Source organism: Isoptericola sp. b515, from assembly GCF_030588125.1.
GTDB classification, from domain to species: domain Bacteria; phylum Actinomycetota; class Actinomycetes; order Actinomycetales; family Cellulomonadaceae; genus Isoptericola; species Isoptericola sediminis.
Genome location: NZ_JAUQYR010000003.1, coordinates 1 through 20,699 on the forward strand (window position 1 = coordinate 1; position 20,699 = coordinate 20,699).

Annotated in this window: 19 protein-coding genes; 6 read left to right on the top strand and 13 right to left on the bottom strand. The window is 72.2% G+C overall.

Features of this window, described 5'->3' with window-relative positions:
• The first annotated feature begins 132 nt into the window (after positions 1 to 132).
• The 4 genes from tal to pgl all read left to right on the top strand — a co-directional run bounded on the left by tal (position 133) and on the right by pgl (position 4,579).
• Complete coding sequence (gene tal, locus Q6350_RS09025; RefSeq protein ID WP_305065983.1) at positions 133 to 1,254, top strand: transaldolase; 1,122 nt, start codon at positions 133 to 135, stop codon at positions 1,252 to 1,254.
• 61 nt (positions 1,255 to 1,315) lie between these two features.
• Positions 1,316 to 2,857: a glucose-6-phosphate dehydrogenase gene (gene zwf, locus Q6350_RS09030; RefSeq protein WP_304604000.1), complete on the top strand. Its 1,542-nt coding sequence runs from the start codon at positions 1,316 to 1,318 to the stop codon at positions 2,855 to 2,857.
• A 28-nt stretch (positions 2,858 to 2,885) separates the two neighbouring features.
• Positions 2,886 to 3,821 (top strand): glucose-6-phosphate dehydrogenase assembly protein OpcA, encoded by a 936-nt coding sequence (gene opcA, locus Q6350_RS09035; RefSeq protein WP_304604001.1) that lies wholly within the window; start codon positions 2,886 to 2,888, stop codon positions 3,819 to 3,821.
• Positions 3,818 to 4,579 carry a 6-phosphogluconolactonase gene (gene pgl / locus Q6350_RS09040; RefSeq protein ID WP_304604002.1) on the top strand — a complete coding sequence of 254 codons (762 nt, stop codon included), beginning with the start codon at positions 3,818 to 3,820 and terminating at the stop codon, positions 4,577 to 4,579. The genes opcA and pgl overlap by 4 nt, the downstream gene beginning before the upstream one ends.
• 91 nt (positions 4,580 to 4,670) lie before the next feature.
• Here pgl and Q6350_RS09045 read toward each other — a convergent pair whose 3' ends face one another.
• From Q6350_RS09045 to uvrA, 11 genes are all read right to left on the bottom strand, one after another.
• A complete protein-coding gene (locus tag Q6350_RS09045; RefSeq protein ID WP_171245701.1) occupies positions 4,671 to 5,036 on the bottom strand; it encodes an RNA polymerase-binding protein RbpA in 366 nt (121 codons plus the stop codon).
• A gap of 106 nt (positions 5,037 to 5,142) precedes the next feature.
• The gene (gene secG, locus Q6350_RS09050; protein WP_171245700.1) at positions 5,143 to 5,388 is read right to left on the bottom strand and encodes a preprotein translocase subunit SecG; all 246 of its coding nucleotides are present in this window, start codon (positions 5,386 to 5,388) and stop codon (positions 5,143 to 5,145) included.
• Between the two features lie 169 nt (positions 5,389 to 5,557).
• A complete protein-coding gene (gene tpiA, locus Q6350_RS09055) occupies positions 5,558 to 6,325 on the bottom strand; it encodes a triose-phosphate isomerase (RefSeq protein ID WP_304604452.1) in 768 nt (255 codons plus the stop codon).
• A gap of 88 nt (positions 6,326 to 6,413) precedes the next feature.
• Positions 6,414 to 7,613 carry a phosphoglycerate kinase gene (pgk, locus tag Q6350_RS09060; protein ID WP_304604003.1) on the bottom strand — a complete coding sequence of 400 codons (1,200 nt, stop codon included), beginning with the start codon at positions 7,611 to 7,613 and terminating at the stop codon, positions 6,414 to 6,416.
• Between the two features lie 140 nt (positions 7,614 to 7,753).
• Positions 7,754 to 8,758 carry a type I glyceraldehyde-3-phosphate dehydrogenase gene (gap, locus tag Q6350_RS09065; RefSeq protein WP_171245697.1) on the bottom strand — a complete coding sequence of 335 codons (1,005 nt, stop codon included), beginning with the start codon at positions 8,756 to 8,758 and terminating at the stop codon, positions 7,754 to 7,756.
• Positions 8,759 to 9,000: 242 nt separating this feature from the next.
• On the bottom strand, positions 9,001 to 9,981 hold the full coding sequence (gene whiA / locus Q6350_RS09070) for a DNA-binding protein WhiA (protein ID WP_304604004.1): 981 nt from the start codon (positions 9,979 to 9,981) through the stop codon (positions 9,001 to 9,003).
• 4 nt (positions 9,982 to 9,985) lie between these two features.
• Positions 9,986 to 10,945, bottom strand: coding sequence for a uridine diphosphate-N-acetylglucosamine-binding protein YvcK (yvcK, locus tag Q6350_RS09075; protein WP_171245695.1), 960 nt, complete (start codon positions 10,943 to 10,945; stop codon positions 9,986 to 9,988).
• A 30-nt stretch (positions 10,946 to 10,975) separates the two neighbouring features.
• Entirely contained in the window at positions 10,976 to 11,911 is a 936-nt protein-coding gene (gene rapZ / locus Q6350_RS09080; RefSeq protein WP_171245694.1) for an RNase adapter RapZ, read from the bottom strand.
• Between the two features lie 16 nt (positions 11,912 to 11,927).
• Complete coding sequence (gene uvrC / locus Q6350_RS09085; RefSeq protein WP_305065984.1) at positions 11,928 to 13,949, bottom strand: excinuclease ABC subunit UvrC; 2,022 nt, start codon at positions 13,947 to 13,949, stop codon at positions 11,928 to 11,930.
• Positions 13,950 to 13,983: 34 nt separating this feature from the next.
• Positions 13,984 to 14,493, bottom strand: a complete 510-nt coding sequence (locus Q6350_RS09090) for an OsmC family protein (RefSeq protein ID WP_171245692.1) — start codon at positions 14,491 to 14,493, stop codon at positions 13,984 to 13,986.
• A gap of 17 nt (positions 14,494 to 14,510) precedes the next feature.
• Positions 14,511 to 17,459 carry an excinuclease ABC subunit UvrA gene (uvrA, locus tag Q6350_RS09095; protein WP_305065985.1) on the bottom strand — a complete coding sequence of 983 codons (2,949 nt, stop codon included), beginning with the start codon at positions 17,457 to 17,459 and terminating at the stop codon, positions 14,511 to 14,513.
• An 82-nt stretch (positions 17,460 to 17,541) separates the two neighbouring features.
• On the opposite strand from uvrA, the gene Q6350_RS09100 reads away from it, so the two are divergent.
• Positions 17,542 to 18,171, top strand: a complete 630-nt coding sequence (locus Q6350_RS09100; RefSeq protein ID WP_304604008.1) for an MBL fold metallo-hydrolase — start codon at positions 17,542 to 17,544, stop codon at positions 18,169 to 18,171.
• Between the two features lie 53 nt (positions 18,172 to 18,224).
• Positions 18,225 to 18,518: a YciI family protein gene (locus tag Q6350_RS09105; protein ID WP_304604009.1), complete on the top strand. Its 294-nt coding sequence runs from the start codon at positions 18,225 to 18,227 to the stop codon at positions 18,516 to 18,518.
• A 38-nt stretch (positions 18,519 to 18,556) separates the two neighbouring features.
• On the opposite strand, the gene Q6350_RS09110 is transcribed toward Q6350_RS09105, so the two are convergent.
• Together Q6350_RS09110 and Q6350_RS09115 are read right to left on the bottom strand one after the other, a co-directional pair.
• Positions 18,557 to 19,570 (bottom strand): TerC family protein, encoded by a 1,014-nt coding sequence (locus Q6350_RS09110; RefSeq protein WP_370375383.1) that lies wholly within the window; start codon positions 19,568 to 19,570, stop codon positions 18,557 to 18,559.
• Complete coding sequence (locus Q6350_RS09115; RefSeq protein WP_304604010.1) at positions 19,567 to 20,568, bottom strand: TerC family protein; 1,002 nt, start codon at positions 20,566 to 20,568, stop codon at positions 19,567 to 19,569. The genes Q6350_RS09110 and Q6350_RS09115 overlap by 4 nt, the downstream gene beginning before the upstream one ends.
• Between the last annotated feature and the right edge of the window lie 131 nt (positions 20,569 to 20,699).

Genomic DNA, 20,699 nt, shown 5'->3' on the forward strand with positions numbered 1-20,699 from the left:
CCCCGCCCGCGGGCGCGTCGCGCCCCGCCGGCGGCGGCGTGGCACCCCCCCGCCGGCGGGGGTGGGCGCGCGCCCCCCCCCGCCGTCGGTCACGATGAGAGCTGCGACAGCGACACGACCGAGGAGAAGCACGTGCCCGAGACGAACCGACCCACCGAACGACTCTCCGCCGCCGGGGTCTCGATCTGGCTCGACGACCTGTCGCGCGAGCGGCTCGACACCGGCAACCTCGCCGGGCTCGTCGACTCCCACGACGTGGTCGGCGTGACGACCAACCCCACGATCTTCGCCGGCGCGCTGTCCGAGGGCGACGCCTACGACGCTGCCCTCGCCGACCTCGCGGGCACCGACGTCGAGGCCGCCGTCGAGCGGATCACGACCGACGACGTGCGCGCCGCCGCCGACGTGCTGCGGGGCGTCTACGACCGCACCGGCACGGTCGACGGCCGGGTCTCGATCGAGGTGGACCCCCGCCTGGCGCGGGACACCGCCGCGACGGTCGACACGGCGAAGCGGTTGTGGCGCACGGTCGACCGTCCCAACGTGTTGATCAAGATCCCCGCCACCGTCGAGGGGCTGCCGGCCATCACCGAGACCCTCGCCGCCGGGATCAGCGTCAACGTCACCCTCATCTTCTCCATCGAGCGCTACCGCGCCGTCATGGACGCCTTCCTCACCGGGCTGGAGCAGGCCCGCGAGAACGGTCACGACCTGTCGGTCATCGGCTCGGTCGCCTCGTTCTTCGTCTCCCGGGTCGACTCCGCGGTCGACGACGCCCTGGAGCGGGTCGGCACCGACGAGGCGCGGGCGCTGCAGGGCACCGCCGCGATCGCCAACGCCCGCCTCGCCTACGCCGCCTACCAGGAGGTCTTCGAGGCGGACTCCACCGGCCGGTGGACGGCGCTGCGCCAGGCCGGCGCCCACCCCCAGCGACCGCTGTGGGCCTCGACCGGGGTGAAGAACCCCGACTACCCGGACACCCTCTACGTCACCGAGCTCGTGGCGCCCGGCGTGGTGAACACCATGCCGCAGGCGACCCTCGACGCCGTGGCGGACCACGGCGAGATCCCGGAGGACACGGTCACCGGGACCGCTGACGCCGCCGCCGCGACGATCGCCGCCATCGAGGCCCAGGGCGTCTCCATGGACGAGGTGACCGCGCAGCTGGAGGCCGAGGGCGTGACCAAGTTCGAGAAGAGCTGGGACGAGCTGCTCACCACCACCAAGACCGGACTGGACGCGGCGGGCTCCTGACCCCGTCGCGCCGCCACCGCGCCCCCACCGCACCATCGGCCCACGAGAGGGACGGGACACCGTGAGACCCGCCAAGATCACCGCTGAGCACAACCCGCTGCGCGATCCGCTCGACCTCAGACTTCCCCGGATCGCCGGCCCGTGCGGGCTCGTGATCTTCGGCGTCACCGGCGACCTGTCGCGCAAGAAGCTCATGCCGGCCGTGTACGACCTCGCCAACCGGGGCCTGCTGCCGCCCGGCTTCGCGCTGACCGGGTTCGCCCGCCGCGACTGGGAGGACGAGGACTTCGCCCAGATCGTGCACGACGCCGTCAAGGAGCACGCCCGCACGCCGTTCCGTGAGGACACCTGGCGACAGCTCTCCGAGGGCATCCGGTTCGTGCAGGGCAGCTTCGACGACCCCGAGGCGTTCGAGGAGCTGCGCCGGACGGTCGAGTCGCTCGACGCCGAACGGGGTACCGGCGGCAACCACGCGTTCTACCTGTCGGTCCCGCCCAGCGCGTTCCCCCTCGTGTGCGAGCAGCTGTCCCGGTCCGGGCTGTCCGAGTCCGCCGAGGACGCCTGGCGTCGGGTGGTGATCGAGAAGCCGTTCGGTCACGACCTGGCCTCCGCCCAGGAGCTCGAGTCGGTCGTCTCCCAGGTGTTCGAGCAGGAGTCGGTGTTCCGCATCGACCACTACCTGGGCAAGGAGACGGTCCAGAACATCCTGGCGCTGCGGTTCGCCAACCAGCTCTTCGAGCCGCTGTGGAGCTCCAACTACGTCGACCACGTGCAGATCACGATGGCCGAGGACATCGGCATCGGCGGCCGGGCCGGCTACTACGACGGGGTCGGCGCGGCCCGCGACGTCATCCAGAACCACCTGCTGCAGCTCCTGGCCCTGGTGGCCATGGAGGAGCCGGTGAACTTCGACGCGGGGGCGCTGCGGGCCGAGAAGATCAAGGCCCTGTCCTCGGTCCGGCTGCCGCAGGACCTGTCCCAGCACACCGCCCGGGGCCAGTACGCCTCCGCCTGGCAGGGCGGGGAGAAGGTCCGCGGGTTCCTCGAGGAGGAGGGGTTCAACCCCGAGTCCACGACCGAGACCTACGCGGCGGTCCGTCTGGACATCGACAACCGCCGGTGGGCCGGCGTGCCGTTCTACCTGCGCACCGGCAAGCGTCTCGGCCGCCGGGTGACCGAGGTCGCGGTGGTGTTCAAGAAGGCGCCGCACCTGCCGTTCGAGTCCTCGCTGACCTCGGACCTGGGGTCCAACGCGCTCGTGATCCGCGTCCAGCCCGACGAGGGCGTGACCCTCCGGTTCGGCGCGAAGGTGCCCGGCACGGCCATGGAGGTCCGCGACGTCACGATGGACTTCGGCTACGGCCACGCCTTCACCGAGTCCTCCCCCGAGGCCTACGAGCGACTCATCCTCGACGTCCTCCTCGGGGACCCGCCGCTGTTCCCCACCCGCGAGGAGGTCGAGCTCTCCTGGAAGATCCTCGACCCGGTGATCGAGCACTGGGCGGGCCAGGGCAAGCCCGACACCTACCCCGCCGGGTCGTGGGGGCCGCCGTCGGCCGACGCCATGATGGCCCGCGACGGGCGCACGTGGCGTCGACCCTGACCTGCCGGCCGGACCAAGGAGCGAACCGATGATCATCGACATGCCGGACACCAGCACGAACGCGGTCGGCAAGCGGCTCGACAGCCTGCGCGAGGAGGGCGGCGCGGTCGCGCTGGGCCGTGTGCTCACCCTCGTCGTCGTCGCCGAGGAGGTGGACATCGAGTCCGCCGTCGAGGCCGCCAACGAGGCCAGCCACGAGCACCCCTGCCGCGTGGTGGTCATCGCACCGCTGGAGGCCCCCGGCCACGACGGCCGGGTCGACGCCGAGATCCGCGTCGGCGGGGACGCCGGGGCGTCGGAGGTGATCGTGCTGCGGTGCTCCACCACCCTGCGCGAACACCCCGACACCCTGGTGATGCCGCTGCTGCTGCCCGACGCCCCCATCGTCGTGTGGTGGCCGGCCGGCGGCCCCGACGCCCCGGCCGAGGACCCGCTGGGCGCCATGGCGCAGCGTCGCATCACCGACACCACGACGGCCGACGACCCCTGCGACATGCTGGGTCGCCTCGCCGCGTCGTTCACCGAGGGCGACACCGACCTCGCCTGGGCCCGCGTCACCCTGTGGCGCGGCCTCATCGCCGCCGCCGTCGACCAGCCGCCGTACGAGCCCGTGACGGCGGTACGCGTCGAGGGCCAGCGTCAGCACACGTCCCTGGACCTGCTGGCGTCGTGGCTCGGCGCCAAGCTGCAGTGCCCCGCGAACGTGGTGCACACCGGCGACGACCACGCCATCACCCGCGTGGTGCTGGAACGCGAGAGCGGCCCGATCGTCCTGGACCGTCCGGACGGCGGGGTCGTGACGATCACCCAGCCGGGCACACCGGAGCGGCGGGTCGCCCTGCCGATCCGGTCGCTGTCCGAGGCACTCATCGAAGAGCTGCGGCGCCTCGACCCGGACGAGGTCTACGGCCAGGTGCTGCACGCTCTGGACCAGGTCGAGACCACGGAGGAGACCGCAGCATGAGCACCCGACTCGTCGTCGTCCACCCCGACCCCGACGTCCTGGCGGAGGCCGCCGCGGCGCGGCTGCTCACCCGCCTGCTGGACGTCCAGTCGGTGCGCCGCCCGGCGCACGTCGTCCTCACCGGCGGCACCGTCGGCATCCAGACGCTCCGCGCCGCGGCGGCCAGCCCGCTGCGGGCGGCCGTGGACTGGTCCGGCGTGCACGTGTGGTGGGGCGACGAGAGGTTCCTGCCGGCCGGGGACGCCGACCGCAACGAGACGCAGGCGCGCGAGGCGCTGCTCGACGACCTCGTGGCGAGCAGCGGGCTGCGCGAGGAGAACGTCCACGCCGTCCCCGCCCGCGGCGACGGGCCCGGCGAGGCCGCCACGCCGGAGGACGCCGCGACCGCCTACGCGGCCGAGCTCGCCGCCCACGCCGAGGAGGACGGGACCCCGCACTTCGACGTGCTGCTGCTCGGCATGGGACCCGACGGGCACGTCGCCTCGCTGTTCCCGGAGCACCACGCCCTCGAGGCGCCCGGGTACACGGTCGGCGTCCACGGCTCGCCCAAGCCGCCCGCCGAGCGGGTGTCGCTGACCTTCGCCGCGATCGGCCGGGCCGAGGAGGTCTGGGTCGTCGCCGCCGGCAGCGAGAAGGCGGAGCAGGCCGCGGCGGCGCTGGCCGACGGCCCGATGACCCAGGTCCCCGCCGTGCGTGCCGTGGGACACCACCGCACGCTGTGGCTGCTCGACGCCGCGGCGGCCTCCGCGCGCGGCTGACGGGCAGGCGGGCGGGATCGGCGAACGGTCACGTCGCCGGACCCGCCCGCCGCTTGTCAGCGGCGACGACCGCGCCCGGGGCGGGCGGTCGTCAGTTCCGTGACGCGCTCGTCTCCCGGCGGGCGCGAAGGGTCTCCAGCGCCTCCTCGAGCAGCGCCGCCCCGTCCTCGTCCGACCGGCGCTCCTTCACGTAGGCCAGGTGCGTCTTGTAGGGCTCGTTGCGCAACGGCGCCGGTGGGTTCGCGGGGTCCTGACCCGCCGGGAACCCGCAGCGGGGGCAGTCCCACTGCTCCGGCGGCTCGATGTCCTCCAGCGCCGCGAAGCTCGGTCGCGTCTCGTGCCCGTTGAGGCACCAGTACGAGACCTGGTTCCGGGGCGCGGGGACGCCGCGCTCCTGCTCTCCCATCGGTCCTGCGCCGACCCGCGAACCGCGGATGGCATGTCCGGCAGATGCCACGTGTCGTCCTCACCTTCGAGTCTGCGGGGCCGATCCCCGCGGACGATCCTCGTGCCCGGCGGCACCCCCGTACCCGCCCGGCGCCGCTCCCCCGGCGGTCCGACCGTCAGCTCACGCGTGTGGCGACCCCGAGCAGGACCACGACCACCGACCACACGACGGCGATACCCACCGTGATGCGGTTCAGGTTGCGCTCGGCCACGCCGGAGCTGCCCGCCCCGCTGGAGATCCCGCCCCCGAACATGTCGGACAGTCCCCCGCCCTTCCCCTTGTGCATGAGGATGAGCAGGATCAGGAAGGCGCTGGTGAGCACCAGCAGCACGTTCAGGAAGATCGTCAACGCTGCGAACATCGTGTCCTCGGCTCTCGGCCGCCTCTCGGCGGGCTGTCGGCGCCGGGATTGCCCGGCGCGGTCAAGACTAGGTGACGAACGCCTCCCGTGGCGAACCCCGGTCTTGACCGGGGCACGACCGCCACGGGAGGCGCGGCCCGCACAGGACCCACGGTCCCGTGCCGGCGAGTCAGGCGACGTGCGACTGGTACCGCACGATCTTGGCGAACTCCTCGGCGTCCAGGCTGGCACCGCCGACGAGCGCGCCGTCGACGTCCGGCTGGGCCATGATCTGCGCGACGTTGCCCGACTTCACCGAGCCGCCGTACAGCACGCGCACGCCGCCGGCGAGCTCGGCGTCGTACAGCTCCGCGAGCCGGCCGCGGATGGCACCGCAGACCTCCTGGGCGTCCTCCGGCGTGGCGACCTTGCCGGTGCCGATCGCCCACACCGGCTCGTAGGCGACGACGACGTCCTTCGCCTGCTCGGCCGGGACACCCTCGAGGGCCGCGTCGACCTGCGCCAGGGTGTACGAGACCTGGTCGCCCGCCTCGCGCACGTCCAGCCCCTCGCCGACGCACAGCACGGGGGTGATCTGCTGGGCGAAGGCCGCCTTGACCTTGGCGTTGACGAGCGCGTCGTCCTCGCCGTGGTGCTCGCGGCGCTCGGAGTGGCCGATCGCCACGTACGTGCACCCGAGGCGCTTGAGCATCGGGCCCGAGACGTCGCCCGTGTAGGCGCCCTTCTCGTGCGGGGAGAGGTCCTGGGCGCCGTAGCGCACGTCCAGCTTGTCGGCGTCGACGAGCGTCTGCACCGACCGCAGGTCGGTGAACGGCGCGAGCACCGCCACCTCCACCGCGGAGTAGTCGTGCCCGGCGTCCTTGAGGGTCCAGGCGAGCTTCTGGACCGCGGCGATCGCCTCGGCGTGGTCCAGGTTCATCTTCCAGTTGCCCGCCATCAGCGGCGTGCGGTTCGTGGCCACAGTCGTGTCCTTCTGTCGTGCGGATGGGGTCGGGCGGCTCGCGCCGCCAGGAGGTCGACGCGGTTCAGTCGGCCAGGACGGTCAGACCGGGCAGCTGCTTGCCCTCGAGGAGCTCGAGGCTCGCGCCGCCGCCGGTGGAGATGTGGCTGAAGCCGGCCTCGTCGAAACCGAGCTTGCGCACGGCGGCCGCCGAGTCACCGCCCCCGACGATCGAGAACGCGCCCTGTGCGGTCGCGTCCACGATCCCCTGCGCCACCGCGCGGGTGCCGCCGGAGAACGCCTCGAACTCGAAGACGCCCATCGGGCCGTTCCAGGCGATGGTCCGGGCGTCCGCCAGCTTGGCGGCGAACAGCTCGCCCGACGCCGGGCCGATGTCCAGGCCCATCTTGCCGTCCGGGATCGCATCGGCCTCCACCGTGACGTGCGGCGCGTCGGCCGCGAACGAGTCGGCCGCCACGATGTCGGTCGGCAGCACGATCTCGACGCCGTTGGCCTCCGCCTGGGCCAGGTACTCCTTGACCGTGTCGATCTGGTCGCTCTCCAGCAGCGAGGAACCGACCGAGTGCCCCTGGGCAGCGAGGAAGGTGAACACCATGCCGCCGCCGATGAGCAGCCGGTCGGCCTTCGTCAGCAGGTTCGCGATGACGCCCAGCTTGTCCGACACCTTGGACCCGCCGAGCACGACCGCGTACGGACGCTCCGGGTCCGTCGTGGCGCGGGAGAGCGACTCCACCTCGGTGAGGACGAGCTCGCCGGCGCCGGCCGGCAGGCGCTCGGCGATGTCGTAGACCGACGCCTGCTTGCGGTGCACGACCCCGAAGCCGTCGGAGACGAAGGCGTCACCCAGCTCGGCCAGCTCGCCGGCCAGCTCCTGGCGCTCGGCGTCGACCTTGGAGGTCTCGCGCGCGTCGAAGCGGACGTTCTCGAGCAGCGCGACCTGGCCGTCGGCCAGGCCCTCCACGGTCGACCGGGCGGACTCCCCGACCAGGTCGCCCGCCAGGGCGACGTCCTGGCCGAGCAGCTCCCCGAGCCGCGCGGCCACGGGAGCGAGGGAGAACGCCGGGTCCGGCGCGCCCTGGGGACGGCCCAGGTGGGCCATGACGACCACGCGCGCACCGGCGTCGACCAGGCGCTTCAGCGTCGGGAGCGCGGCACGGATGCGGCCGTCGTCGGTGATGGTCGTGCCGTCCAGCGGCACGTTGAAGTCGGAACGGACCAGGACGCGCCGGCCGCGCAGGTCGCCGAGCGAATCGATCGTCTTCATGAGCTCACCTCGTGATCAGGTCGGGGGTCGGGAGGAGGGTGGTGACACGACGACGTCCGCGGGTCCGCGGGCCCGGCCGTCCTGGGACGGCGGGCCGCGCACCCGCGGACGTCGTGGTCACCTCGGGGTGGTGCGGCTCGTCAGAGCTTCCCGCCGACCAGCTCGGTCAGCGAGACGAGCGAGTTGGAGTAGCCCCACTCGTTGTCGTACCAGGAGACGACCTTGACCTGGTTGCCGATCACCTTGGTGAGCTTGGCGTCGAAGATGCTCTGGTGCGGGTCCGTGACGATGTCCGAGGAGACGATGTCGTCCTCGACGTAGGACAGCACACCCTTGAGCGGGCCCTCGGCGGCAGCCTTGACCGCGGCGTTGACCTCCTCGACCGAGACCTCCTTGGGGGTCTCGAAGGTGAGGTCGGTCGCCGAACCGGTGATCGTGGGCACGCGCAGCGCGTAGCCGTCCAGCTTGCCCTTGAGCTCCGGCAGGACCAGGGCGACGGCCTTGGCGGCGCCCGTCGTGGTCGGCACGATGTTCTGCGCGGCCGCACGGGCACGACGCAGGTCCTTGTGCGGACCGTCCTGGAGGTTCTGGTCACCGGTGTAGGCGTGGATCGTGGTCATGAGGCCACGCTCGATGCCGATCGAGTCGTTGAGGGCCTTGGCCAGCGGCGCGAGGCAGTTCGTCGTGCACGAGGCGTTCGAGATCACGTGGTGCGCGGCCGGGTCGTACTGGTCGCTGTTGACGCCCATGACGAAGGTCGCGTCCTCGTTCTTCGCCGGGGCGGAGATGATGACCTTCTTCGCGCCGCCGTCGATGTGCGCCTTCGCCTTGGTGGCGTCGGTGAAGAAGCCGGTGGACTCGATGACGATGTCCGCACCCAGCTCGCCCCACGGCAGGTTCGCCGGGTCGCGCTCCGCCAGAGCACGGATCTTGGTGCCGCCGACGATGATGTGGTCGTCGTCGAACTCGACCGTCTTGCCGAACCGGCCCAGCACGGTGTCGTACTTGAGCAGGTGGGCGAGCGTCTTGTTGTCGGTGAGGTCGTTGACGCCGACGACCTCGATGTCTGCACCCGACTCCACGAGAGCCCGGTAGTAGTTACGTCCGATGCGGCCGAAGCCGTTGATGCCGACGCGGATGGTCACGTTAGCCCTCCTCAGGGCGCGCCGGATCTGGACCGGCGCACACGGTAGATGCCAATCACTGGCGCGCACATGGCGCGCTGATGAGTTCGGTGCCACCCCGGGGGTCCCGCGACGCGTCGTCCCAGGAGCACAGTTCCAGGGTCACACCGTCGTCACCTGACGGCTCCGAGCCTATACCCATCCGTTGCCGGACGCCGACCTCGGTGCAGCGTGAGACAGGTGGGCCGACCACCTGGCCGGCGTCACAGGTCCAGCAGGTCCGCGCTCAGCCCGGCCTCGGTGTCGGGGATGCCCAGCTCCATGGCGCGCTTGTCCGCCGTGGACAGCAGCCGGCGGATACGGCCCGCCACCGCGTCCTTGGAGAGCTGGGGCTCCGCGAGCCGGCCCAGCTCCTCCAGCGAGGCCTGCTTGTGCGACAGCCGCAGCTCGCCGGCCTGGCGCAGGTGGTCGGGCACCTCGTCGCCGAGGATCTCGAAGGCACGCTCCACCCGGGCCCCGGCCGCCACCGCCGCCCGGGCGGAACGTCGCAGGTTCGCGTCGTCGAAGTTCGCCAGCCGGTTGGCCGTCCCCCGGACCTCCCGTCGGGCGCGGCGGTCCTCCCACACGTCCCGGGTCGCGGGCGCTCCCATGCGCCGCAGCATCTCCCCGATCGCCTCGCCGTCGCGCACCACGACCCGGTCGATGCCGCGGACCTCGCGGGACTTCGCCTGGATGCCCAGGCGCCGCGCGGCACCCACCAGGGCGAGCGCGGCCTCCGGGCCGGGACAGGTGACCTCGAGCGCCATCGACCGGCCCGGCTCGGTCAGCGAACCGTGCGCGAGGAACGCTCCCCGCCAGACGGCCTCGGCCTCGTCGGTCCCGCTGGAGACGACCTCGGGCGCCAGACCGCGGACCGGACGGCCCCGCGCGTCGAGCAGACCCGTCTGGCGCGCCAGGGACTCGCCGTCGCGCACCACCCGGACCACGAACCGGTCGTTCTTGCGCAGGCCGCCCGCCTTGACCACGATGAGCTCGCTCTGGTGCCCGTAGAGGTCCACGATCGCCCGGCGCAGCCGCGCCGCCACCATCTCGCCGTCGAGCTCCGCCTCGATGACGACCCGGCCGGAGATGATGTGCAGACCTCCGGAGAACCGGAGCATCGCCGACACCTCGGCCTTGCGGCACGACGTCCGCGTCACCCGGTGTCGTACCAGCTCGTCCTTCACCTCTGCCGTGAGCGCCATGGCGTCATCCTGCCACGCCCTCGAAGACGTCGTGGTAGGCCGCGGCCAGCCGCAACGGGTCGTGCCGCGAGGTGCCGTCACCCCGGCCGACCTGCCTGATCACCAGGCGGGCACCCAGGTCGGCGGCCGTCCGCTCCAGGTCGCCGCGGTCGTCCACCTGGGACGGGTCGGCCAGCACCGCGTCCACGCGCAGACCCGGGGCGTGCTTGCTCAGGGCCTCGAGATGCTGCGAGGCCGACAGCCCGTGGGTCTCGCCGCGCTCGGCGCTGAGGTTCAGCGTCACGCAGCGCCGGGCCGTGGTCCTGTGCAGGGCCGCGGCGAGCTCGGGCACCAGCAGGTGCACGAGCACCGAGGAGTACCAGGAGCCCGGCCCCATGACGACCCAGTCGGCGTCCAGCACCGCACGGACGGCCTCCGGGCAGGCCGGAGGGTCGGACGGGACGAGCCGGAGCTGTTCGACCAGCGCGTCCGTGACGGCGACCCGGCTCTGGCCGACGACCGTGGAGCACACGTCGCCGTCGGAGACGTCGGCCTCGACCACGAGCGGCACCGACGACATGGGCAGCACGCGGCCCCGCGCACCGAGCAGCCGGCCCACCCAGTCCAGGCCCTCCACGGTGTTCCCCAGGCGCTGCCACAGCGCCGCGATGAGCAGGTTGCCCATCGCGTGCCCGTCGAGCTCACCGTCGGAGGCGAACCGGTGCTGGAGCAGCCCGCTCCAGGTGCGGCCCCACTCGGAGTCGTCGCACAGGGCCGCGAGCGCCATCCGGAGATCGCCCGGTGGCACGACGCCGAGCTCCTGGCGCAACCGGCCGGAGGACCCGCCGTCGTCGGCCACCGTCACCACCGCCGTCAGGCGTTCGGTCAGCAGCCGCAGCGCACCCAGGCTCGCCGAGAGTCCGTGCCCCCCGCCGAGCGCCGTCACCGCGGGGCCGCCGGACGACTCCTCGCGGTCGGGCGTCACCGGCCGACCGTGCGTCGTGGAGGACAGGGTCTACTCCTTCCCGAGGTCACGGGTCGTTACCGTCACCCGCTGACCGTCCCGTCGCAGGCGGTCGGCGATCTCCCCGGCGATCGCGACCGACCGGTGCTTGCCACCTGTGCAGCCCACGGCGATCGTCACGTAGCGCTTCTCCTCGGCCAGGTAGCCCGCCAGCACCGGTTCCAGGGCGGCGACGTAGCGGTCGATGAACTCCTTCGCGCCGGGGCGGCCGAGCACGTACTGGCGCACCGCCTCGTCCTGACCGGTCAGGTGGCGCAGCTCGGTGATCCAGTACGGGTTCGCCAGGAAGCGCACGTCCACGACGTGGTCGGCGTCCAGTGGCAGGCCGTACTTGAAGCCGAACGCCACGACGTTCACCCGGAGCGAGTCGGCGGCGCCCGCCGCCACCGTGTCGCGGACCTCCTTGGCCAGGTCGTGCACCGACAGCTCGGAGGTGTCCACGACGACGTCGGCGCGTTCGGCCAGCGAGGCCAGGATCCGGCGCTCGGCCTCGATACCGTCGAGGATGCGGCCGTCGCCCTGGAGCGGGTGCGGCCGCCGCACGCTCTCGTAGCGGCGCACGAGCACGTCGTCACGGGCGTCGAGGAAGAGGATCCGGTGCGTCACGCCGCTGTCGTGGAGGTGCTGCAGCGCCTGGGCGAGCTCGCCGAAGTACTCCCGGCCCCGGACGTCGACGACGACCGCCAGACGCTCCACGGACGAACCGGCCTTGGTCATCATGTCCACCAGCGGCACGATCATCATCGGCGGCAGGTTGTCCACGACGAACCAGTCCAGGTCCTCCAGGACTCCGGCGGCCCGAGTGCGCCCGGCGCCGGACATGCCGGTGATGATCAGCACCTCCGGGTCGGCGCGCTTCGGCGCCGGGGTCGCGGCCTCGATCTCGGGGATGCCCTGCGGGACGGTGATGGGCGACGGTTCGCTCATGGACACAGCATGCCAGTCATGACACCGGTGCGGCGTCCGGACTCTCCGCCGCGGACGGCGGCGTGGCGTCGGCGGCACCGCCGGCCAGGGCCTCGACGACCGCGCGGGCGGTCGCCGGTCCCATCCCCTTGACCTCGGCGACCTGCTCGACGGTGGCGGCCCGCAGGCGCTTGACCGACCCGAAGGCGTCCAGCAGCGCCTGCTGCCGCGCCGGACCGAGCCCGGGCACCTCGTCCAGCACCGAGGACACCATCCCCTTGCTGCGGCGCTTGCGGTGCTGCGCGATCGCGAACCGGTGGGCCTCGTCGCGCACGCGTTGCAGCAGGTAGAGCCCCTGGGAGGCGCGCTCGAGGATCACCGGGTAGTCGTCGCCGGGCACCCAGACCTCCTCGAGCCGCTTGGCCAGGCCGCACAGCGCCACGTCGGTCACCCCCAGCTCCTCCAGGGCCCGGGCCGCGGCCGCCACCTGGGGCGGGCCGCCGTCGACGACCACGAGGTTGGGCGGGTAGGCGAACCGTCGGCGCTCCTCGGGGTCAGTCTCGGCACCGACCGGGCCGGAGCCGTCGGCCTCCCCGGACGCGTGCCGGTCGGCGAGGTAGCGCCTGAAGCGCCGGCTGATCACCTCGTGCATCGCCGCGGTGTCGTCGGCGGCGCCGTCCCCGGACGGGCCGCGCACGGAGAAGGTGCGGTACTCGCTCTTGCGGGGCAGCCCGTCCTCGAAGACGACCATCGAGGCGGACTGGTAGCTGCCCTGGGTGTGGGACACGTCGTAGCACTCGATGCGCAGCGGCGCCTCGTCCAGGCCGAGCGCGTCCTGGAGCTCGGCGAGGGCCTGGCTGCGCGTGGTCAGGTCCCCGGCCCGTCGGGTGCGGTGCAGCGCCAGCGCCTGCTCGGCGTTCGTGCGCACCGTCGCGGCGAGCTCCCGCTTGTCCCCGCGCTGGGGCACCCGGACGTCCACCTTGGCCCCACGCAGCCCGGACAACCAGGTCGTCACCTCGTCCAGGTCGGGCGGCAGGACCGGGACCAGGACCTCGCGCGGGACCGCGTCCCGGATGGCGGCGCGTGCCTGCTCCGGCTCCAGGTCACGGTCGCGGACGTCGTCCACGACGCCGTAGACCTGCTGCAGGAGGTGCTCGACGAGCTCGCCGTCGGTCACGTCCTCGACCTTCTCGACGACCCAGCCACGCTGCCCGCGGATGCGGCCCCCGCGGACGTGGAACACCTGCACGGCGGCCTCGAGCTCGTCGCCGACCAGGGCGAAGACGTCGGCGTCGGTGGCGTCGGAGAGCACGACGGCGTTCTTCTCCGTGACGCGCCGCAGCGCCGCCAGGTCGTCCCGCAGCCGGGCGGCCTGCTCGTACTCGAGGTCCTGGGCCGCCCGGGCCATCTCCTTCTCCAGGCGGCGGACGAACCGGCCGGTGTCACCGGCCATGAAGTCGCACAGGTCGCGGGCCAGGTCGCGGTGGTCCTCCGGGCTGATCCGGCCGACGCACGGGGCCGAGCACTTGTCGATGTAGCCGAGCAGGCACGGGCGACCCGACTGCTGGGCACGGCGGTACACCCCCGACGAGCACGTGCGGACCGGGAAGACGCGCAGCAGCAGGTCGAGGGTCTCGCGGATCGCCCAGGCGTGGCCGTAGGGGCCGAAGTAGCGCGTGCCGCGCCGCTTGGTGCCGCGCATGACCTGGGCCCGGGGGATCTCCTCCCCCATCGTGACGGCCAGGTAGGGGTAGGACTTGTCGTCGCGGTACTTGACGTTGAACCGGGGGTCGTACTCCTTGATCCACGAGTACTCCAGGGCGAGCGCCTCGACCTCGGTGCCGACGACCGTCCACTCGACGGACGCCGCGGTCGTCACCATCCGCTGGGTGCGGTGGTGCAGGTTGGCGACGTCCTGGAAGTAGCTCGACAGCCGCTGACGCAGGTTCTTCGCCTTGCCGACGTAGATCACGCGGCCGTGCGGGTCCCGGAAGCGGTACACCCCCGGGGAGGTCGGGATCTCGCCCGCACGCGGGCGGTAGGTCGCTGGGTCGGCCATGGGCCCAGACTAGGTCAGGGCACCGACGCGGCCCTCAGGCCGCGGGGTCGACGACGTGCAGGGGCGTCGGCTCGACCAGCACCGGGAAGTTCACGCTGCGGGACAGGAAGCACAGCGCGTGCGCCCGCTGGTGCAGCTCCGCGACGACCTCCTCGGTGGCGCTCCCGCCCGGGGCGGCCACGACACGCGGGTGCAGGGTCACGTCGGTGAACTGCCCCTCGCCGCGCGACTCCACGCGCATCGTCCCGGTCGCCGCGTCGCTGTACTCGTGCACGACGACCCCTCGTTCGGCCGCCAGGTGCAGGAACCACAGCATGTGGCACTGCGACAGGCTCGCCACGAACAGGTCCTCCGGCCCGTAGCGGGCGGGGTCGCCCCGGAACGAGGGATCGGCGCTGCCCGGCAGCACGGGCCGCCCCGGCAGCGCGACGTCGTGGTCGCGCGTGTAGGCGGCGTAGGACGTCGTCGCCCCGGCAGCGCTGCCGGGTTCGACCCCCGTCGCGGGCCAGCGGACGGTCACGGAGTACTCGTGGTGGGCTCCCATGGCGACACGGTAGAGCCTCAGGCGGCGTCGTGCTTGGTCGCGCGCGCCTTGGTCGTCCTGCGTCGCCGACCGGCGGGCCGGGTCGCCGCCGGGACCTGCGCCGGGGGTTCGACCGGGACGTCGGGGTGCGCGTCGAGCACCTCCGCGAGGAAGCGTCCGGTGTGGCTCGCCTCGACCGCGGCGACCTGCTCCGGCGTGCCCTCGGCCACGACGAGGCCACCGCCGGAGCCGCCCTCGGGCCCCATGTCGATGATCCAGTCCGCGCTCTTGACGACGTCGAGGTTGTGCTCGATGACCAGCACCGTGTTGCCCTTGTCGACGAGCGACTGCAGCACGGACAGCAGGCGCCGGATGTCCTCGAAGTGCAGGCCGGTGGTCGGCTCGTCGAGCACGTACACGGTGCGCCCCGTGGACCGCTTCTGCAGCTCGCTGGCGAGCTTGACCCGCTGGGCCTCCCCGCCCGACAGCGTGGGCGCCGGCTGGCCCAGCCGCACGTAGCCGAGGCCCACCTCGACCAGCGTGGTCAGGTGGCGCGAGATCGCCGGGAACGCGGCGAAGAACTCGGCGGCCTCCTCGATCGGCATGTCGAGGACGTCCGCGACCGTCTTCCCCTTGAAGTGCACCTCCAGCGTCTCGCGGTTGTAGCGCGCACCGTGGCAGACCTCGCAGGGGACGTAGACGTCCGGCAGGAAGTTCATCTCGATCTTCAGCGTCCCGTCGCCGGAGCACGCCTCGCACCGCCCGCCCTTGACGTTGAAGGAGAACCGGCCCGGCCCGTACCCGCGGACCTTGGCCTCCTCGGTCTCGGCGAAGATCTTGCGGATCCGGTCCCAGACCCCGGTGTAGGTGGCCGGGTTCGACCGCGGGGTGCGGCCGATCGGCCCCTGGTCGACGTGCACGACCTTGTCCAGGTCGTCGGTGCCGGTGACCCGCGTGTGGCGGCCGGCGACCTGCCGGGCCCCGTTGAGCTCGTTCGCCAGCACCGTGTGCAGGATCGAGTTCACCAGCGTCGACTTGCCCGAACCCGAGACCCCGGTGATCGCGGTGAAGACACCCAGCGGGAAGCTCACGTCGATGTCGCGCAGGTTGTTCTCGCGGGCCCCGACGACGGTCAGCTGCCGCGCCGGGTCGACACCACGGCGCGTCGCCGGCAGCGCGATGGAACGCCGGCCGGACAGGTAGGCGCCCGTCATCGACGCCTCGGTCGCCAGCAGACCGGCGTAGTCGCCGGAGTGCACGACCTGACCACCGTGCTCCCCCGCGCCCGGACCGACGTCGACGATCCAGTCGGCCGAGCGGATGGTGTCCTCGTCGTGCTCCACCACGATCAGCGTGTTGCCCAGGTCCCGCAGCCGGGTGAGCGTGTCGATCAGCCGGCGGTTGTCACGCTGGTGCAACCCGATGCTCGGCTCGTCGAGCACGTAGAGCACCCCGACCAGGCCGGAGCCGATCTGGGTGGCCAGGCGGATCCGTTGCGCCTCGCCGCCGGAGAGCGTGCCGGCCGCCCGTTCGAGCGTGAGGTAGTGCAGACCGACGTCGAGCAGGAACCCGAGCCGGGCGTGGATCTCCTTGAGCACCTCGCCGGCGATGGCCCGCTCGCGCTCGCCCAGCTCGAGGGCGTCCAGGTACTCCTTCGCGTCCGCGATCGGCAGGCGGGACACGTCCCAGATCGACTTGGAGCCCACCCGGACGGCCAGCACCTCCGGCTTGAGACGGGCCCCCTGGCACGTGGGGCACGGCACCTGGCGCATGAAGGCCTCGTAGCGTTCCTTCGACCAGTCCGACTCGGTCTCGGAGTGTCGGCGTTCGATGAACGTGACGGCTCCCTCGAACCCGGTCGAGTACTGCCGCTCGCGCCCCCACCGGTTGCGGTACCGCACGTGCACCTTGTGGTTGCGCCCGTGCAGGACGGCCGTGCGGGCACGCTGCGGCAGGGCACGCCACGGCACGTCCAGGGAGAAGGCCATCTCCTCGGCGAGGGCCGCCAGGACCCGTTCGAAGTACTCCGACGACGTCTGGGCCCAGGGCACGACGGCGCCCTCGCGCAGGGTCTTCTCCGGGTCCGGGACGACCAGCTCGGGGTCCACCTCGAGCCGGAACCCGATGCCCGTGCACTCCGGGCAGGCGCCGTAGGGGGCGTTGAAGGAGAAGGTCCGCGGCTCGATCTCGTCGAGGCTCAGGGGGTGGTCGTTCGGGCACGCACGCTTCTCGGAGTACTTGCGGACGCGGTCCAGGTCGTCCACGTCCGCGTCGACGAGCTCGATCATGACGAGGCCGCCGGCCAGGCCGAGCGCGGTCTCCACGGAGTCCGTCAGGCGTCGCTGGACGCCGTCGCGCGCCACGAGGCGGTCGACGACCACCTCGATGTCGTGCTTGAGGTTCTTCTCCAGGCTCGGGGGCGTGGTGAGCTGCACGACCTCGCCGTCGACACGGGCCCGCGCGAAACCCTGGGCCTGCAGCTCGCCGAAGAGCTCGGTGTACTCGCCCTTGCGGCCGCGGACGACCGGCGCCAGCACCTGGTAGCGCGTCCCCTCGGGCAGCTCGAGGATCTTGTCCACGATCTGCTGCGGCGTCTGGGCCTGGACCGGCTCGTCGCACACCGGGCAGTGCTGCGTGCCGGCCCGGGCGAAGAGCAGCCGGAGGTAGTCGTAGACCTCCGTGATCGTCCCGACGGTCGACCGCGGGTTGCGGTTGGTGGACTTCTGGTCGATGGACACCGCCGGGCTGAGGCCCTCGATGAAGTCGACGTCGGGCTTGTCCATCTGGCCGAGGAACTGGCGCGCGTAGGCCGACAGGGACTCGACGTAGCGGCGCTGCCCCTCGGCGAAGATCGTGTCGAACGCGAGCGAGGACTTGCCCGACCCGCTCAGGCCCGTGAACACGATGAGCCGGTCGCGCGGCAGGTCGAGGTCGACGTTGCGCAGGTTGTGCTCACGGGCACCGGAGACGACGAGGTGATTGCTCACCGCAGCATCCTACGGCGCGCCGCTGACACTCGTACAGATGTTCCATGTCACCCTGCGGCGCCGGTTTGGCACAGTGGACCTCATGACTGCCCGCGACCAGCGCGCCGACGTCACCGCGGTGAGCGTCGGCCCGATGGACAACAACGCCTACCTCGTCACCTGCCGCGCGACCGGCTCCCGGCTGCTCGTCGACGCCGCCGCGGACGCACCCGCCCTGCTCGAGCTGCTCGACGGCCGGGGCCTCGACACGGTGGTCACGACGCACCGGCACCGGGACCACCTCGGGGCGCTCGCCGACGTCGTCGCCGCGACGGGGGCGCGCACCGCGGCCGGCGCCGACGACGCCGCCGCGATCACGGCCGCGACGGGCGTCGCGATCGACGAGCGGCTCCACCACGACGACACGGTGCGGGTCGGGGCTCTCGAGCTGGGCGTGCTGAACCTGCGGGGCCACACCCCCGGGTCGGTCGCGCTCGCCCTGGACGGGGCCGGCGGGCCGACCCGGTTGTTCACCGGGGACAGCCTCTTCCCCGGTGGCGTCGGCAACACCGATCACGATCCCGCCCGCTTCACGCAGCTCCTCGACGACGTCGTCACGCGGGTCTTCGCGGCGTTCGACGACGAGACGATCGTGCTGCCCGGCCACGGTGCGGCCACGACCCTGGGCGCCGAACGGCCCCACCTGGCCGCCTGGCGCGAGCGCGGCTGGTGACCATAGACGGCGGCGCGGGGCCCGCGCACCGCGGGGTCTGGTTCGATGAGGGCATGCCGACCTTCGTGGTGACCTACACCTACTCCCCCGACAGCGAGCGCCTCGACGCCGTGCGACCCGAGCACCGGGCGTTCCTCGGCGCGCTGCACGACGCCGGCTCCGTGGTCGTGTCCGGCCCGATGCCGGCGACCGAGGACGCCGCCGCCGGTGCGCTGATCGTCGTCGCGGCGGACGACGCGGCCGCGGCCGCGGCCCTGCTCGACGACGACCCGTTCCGCCGCAGCGGCCTCGTGACCAACCTGACGGTCCGCGAGTGGGTACCGGTGATCGGGACCCTCGGGGGCTGACCTGCGGGGCCGCCGTCCCCTCGCTCCCCGGTACCGGGTCAGTCCTGCTCCGCCTCCAGCCGCTCCCGGGCCGCCAGCGTCGCCAGGCGACGCGTGCGCCACAGGCTGGCCACGGTCGCGACGGCCAGCGCGCCGACGATGACCACCAGCGAGAGCCAGATGGGCACCTCGGGCGCCCACGGCACCGGCGCGCCACCGTTGATGAACGGCACCGTGTTGGCGTGCAGGGCCTCGAGCACCAGCTTGACGCCGATGAACCCCAGGACCACGGCCAGGGCGACCGGGAGGTAGACGAGCCGGTCGAGCAGGCCGCCGAGCAGGAAGTAGAGCTGGCGCAGCCCCATGAGCGCGAAGAGGTTCGTGGCGAACACGATGAAGGGGTCCTGGGTGAGGCCGAAGATCGCCGGGATCGAGTCGAAGGCGAAGAGCAGGTCGGTCGTCCCGATCGCCACGAACACGACGAGCATCGGGGTCCACACCCGGCGCCCCTCGACGACGGTCCGCACCTTGGCGCCGTCGTAGCCCGGGCTCAGCGGCAGCACCCGGCGCAGCGCGCGGACGGCGACGTTCTCCCGGAACTCCTCGTCCTCCTCGCCCCCGACGGCGAGCTTGACCGCCGTGTAGACCAGGAACGCACCGAACAGGTAGAAGAGCCAGGTGAACTGCTCCAGCAGCGCGGCACCGGCGAGGATGAACGCGCCGCGCAGCACGAGCGCGACGATGATGCCGACCATCAGCACGTGCTGCTGGTGCTGCCGGGGCACCGCGAACCGGGACATGATGAGCACGAAGACGAACAGGTTGTCGACGCTCAGCGAGTACTCCGTGACCCAGCCGGCGTAGAACTCCCCGGCGGGCTGCGCCCCGCCCACGACCCAGACGACGAGTCCGTAGACCAGGGCCAGGCCGACGTAGAGGGTCACCCACGCCGCGGACTCGCGCATCGAGGGCACGTGCGGGCGCCGGGCGACGACGGCGAGGTCGACGATCAGCACCGTGCCCATCAGGGCGAGGGAGACCGCCTCGAACCAGACCGGCAGCTCGTGGATCACGCGTCGCTGCCCGGCGACGCACCCACCCGCTCCTCACGGCGACTCTTGTACAGCGAGGCGACGGTGGTGACCGCCAGGACCACCACGATGAACGACAGCGAGACGGCGGTCGGGATCTCGGGGATGGCCTCGACGTGCTCGCCACCGTTGACGAACGGCAGCTCGTTGGTGTGCAGCGCGTGGATCACGAGCTTGACGCCGATGAAGCCGAGGATCGCGGCCAGCCCGTAGTTGAGGAAGACCAGGCGGTCCAGCAGGCCGTCGACGAGGAAGTAGAGCTGGCGCAGACCCAGCAGGGAGAAGGCGTTCGCCGCGAAGACGAGGTACGTCTCCTGGGTGAGCCCGAAGATGGCGGGGATGGAGTCGACGGCGAAGAGCAGGTCGGCGCTGCCGATCGCGATCATCACGATGAGCATCGGCGTGATGTACCGCTTGCCGTCGATCGTCGTCGTCAGCCGGTGCTCGACGTAGTCGTCCGTCGTCGGGAAGATCTTGCGGGTCAGCCGCAGCACGGCGTTCTCGCTGTACTCGTCGTCGTGGTCGGTCCCCGCGCGGGCCTGCGCGATCGCCGTCCAGATGAGGAAGGCACCGAAGACGTAGAAGATCCAGGCGAAGTTCGCGATGAGCGCGGCGCCGGCGAGGATGAAGATCGTGCGCAGCACCAGGGCGATGGTGATGCCGATGAGCAGGACCCGCTGCTGGTGCTCACGCGGCACCCGGAAGCTGGTCATGATCAGCACGAACACGAACAGGTTGTCCACGCTGAGCGACTTCTCGGTGATGTAGCCGGCGAAGTACTCCCCGCCGTACGTCGGCCCCCAGGCGACCAGGACGACCACCCCGAAGAGCAGCGCGACGGCCACGTAGGCCAGCGACCACCAGGCCGACTCCTTCAGCGTCGGAGCGTGCGGGGTGCGCACGTGACCCACGTAGTCGATGGCGAGCATGGCCAGGATCGCAGCGACGGTGACGATCCAGGCCCAGACGGGCACGTCCACGGGTTGACCTCCGGTACGTAGGACGGGGCACCGGAGGTCTCTCTCACCCGGCGACAGCCGTCACGGGCGGGCGGGCCGAACCGGCGTCAGAGCCGGCCGTGATGACGACCTCACCGCTTGGGAGATACTCC

Coding starts and splice junctions, on each gene's coding strand:
- opcA (WP_304604001.1), top strand. CDS start 2,886: ATGATCATCGACATGCCGGACACCAGCACGAACGCGGTCGGCAAGCGG.
- pgl (WP_304604002.1), top strand. CDS start 3,818: ATGAGCACCCGACTCGTCGTCGTCCACCCCGACCCCGACGTCCTGGCG.
- Q6350_RS09100 (WP_304604008.1), top strand. CDS start 17,542: ATGACTGCCCGCGACCAGCGCGCCGACGTCACCGCGGTGAGCGTCGGC.
- Q6350_RS09105 (WP_304604009.1), top strand. CDS start 18,225: ATGCCGACCTTCGTGGTGACCTACACCTACTCCCCCGACAGCGAGCGC.
- secG (WP_171245700.1), bottom strand. CDS start 5,388: ATGTTCGCAGCGTTGACGATCTTCCTGAACGTGCTGCTGGTGCTCACC.
- rapZ (WP_171245694.1), bottom strand. CDS start 11,911: ATGAGCGAACCGTCGCCCATCACCGTCCCGCAGGGCATCCCCGAGATC.
- Q6350_RS09090 (WP_171245692.1), bottom strand. CDS start 14,493: ATGGGAGCCCACCACGAGTACTCCGTGACCGTCCGCTGGCCCGCGACG.
- pgk (WP_304604003.1), bottom strand. CDS start 7,613: ATGAAGACGATCGATTCGCTCGGCGACCTGCGCGGCCGGCGCGTCCTG.
- tpiA (WP_304604452.1), bottom strand. CDS start 6,325: ATGGCGGGCAACTGGAAGATGAACCTGGACCACGCCGAGGCGATCGCC.
- whiA (WP_304604004.1), bottom strand. CDS start 9,981: ATGGCGCTCACGGCAGAGGTGAAGGACGAGCTGGTACGACACCGGGTG.
- uvrC (WP_305065984.1), bottom strand. CDS start 13,949: ATGGCCGACCCAGCGACCTACCGCCCGCGTGCGGGCGAGATCCCGACC.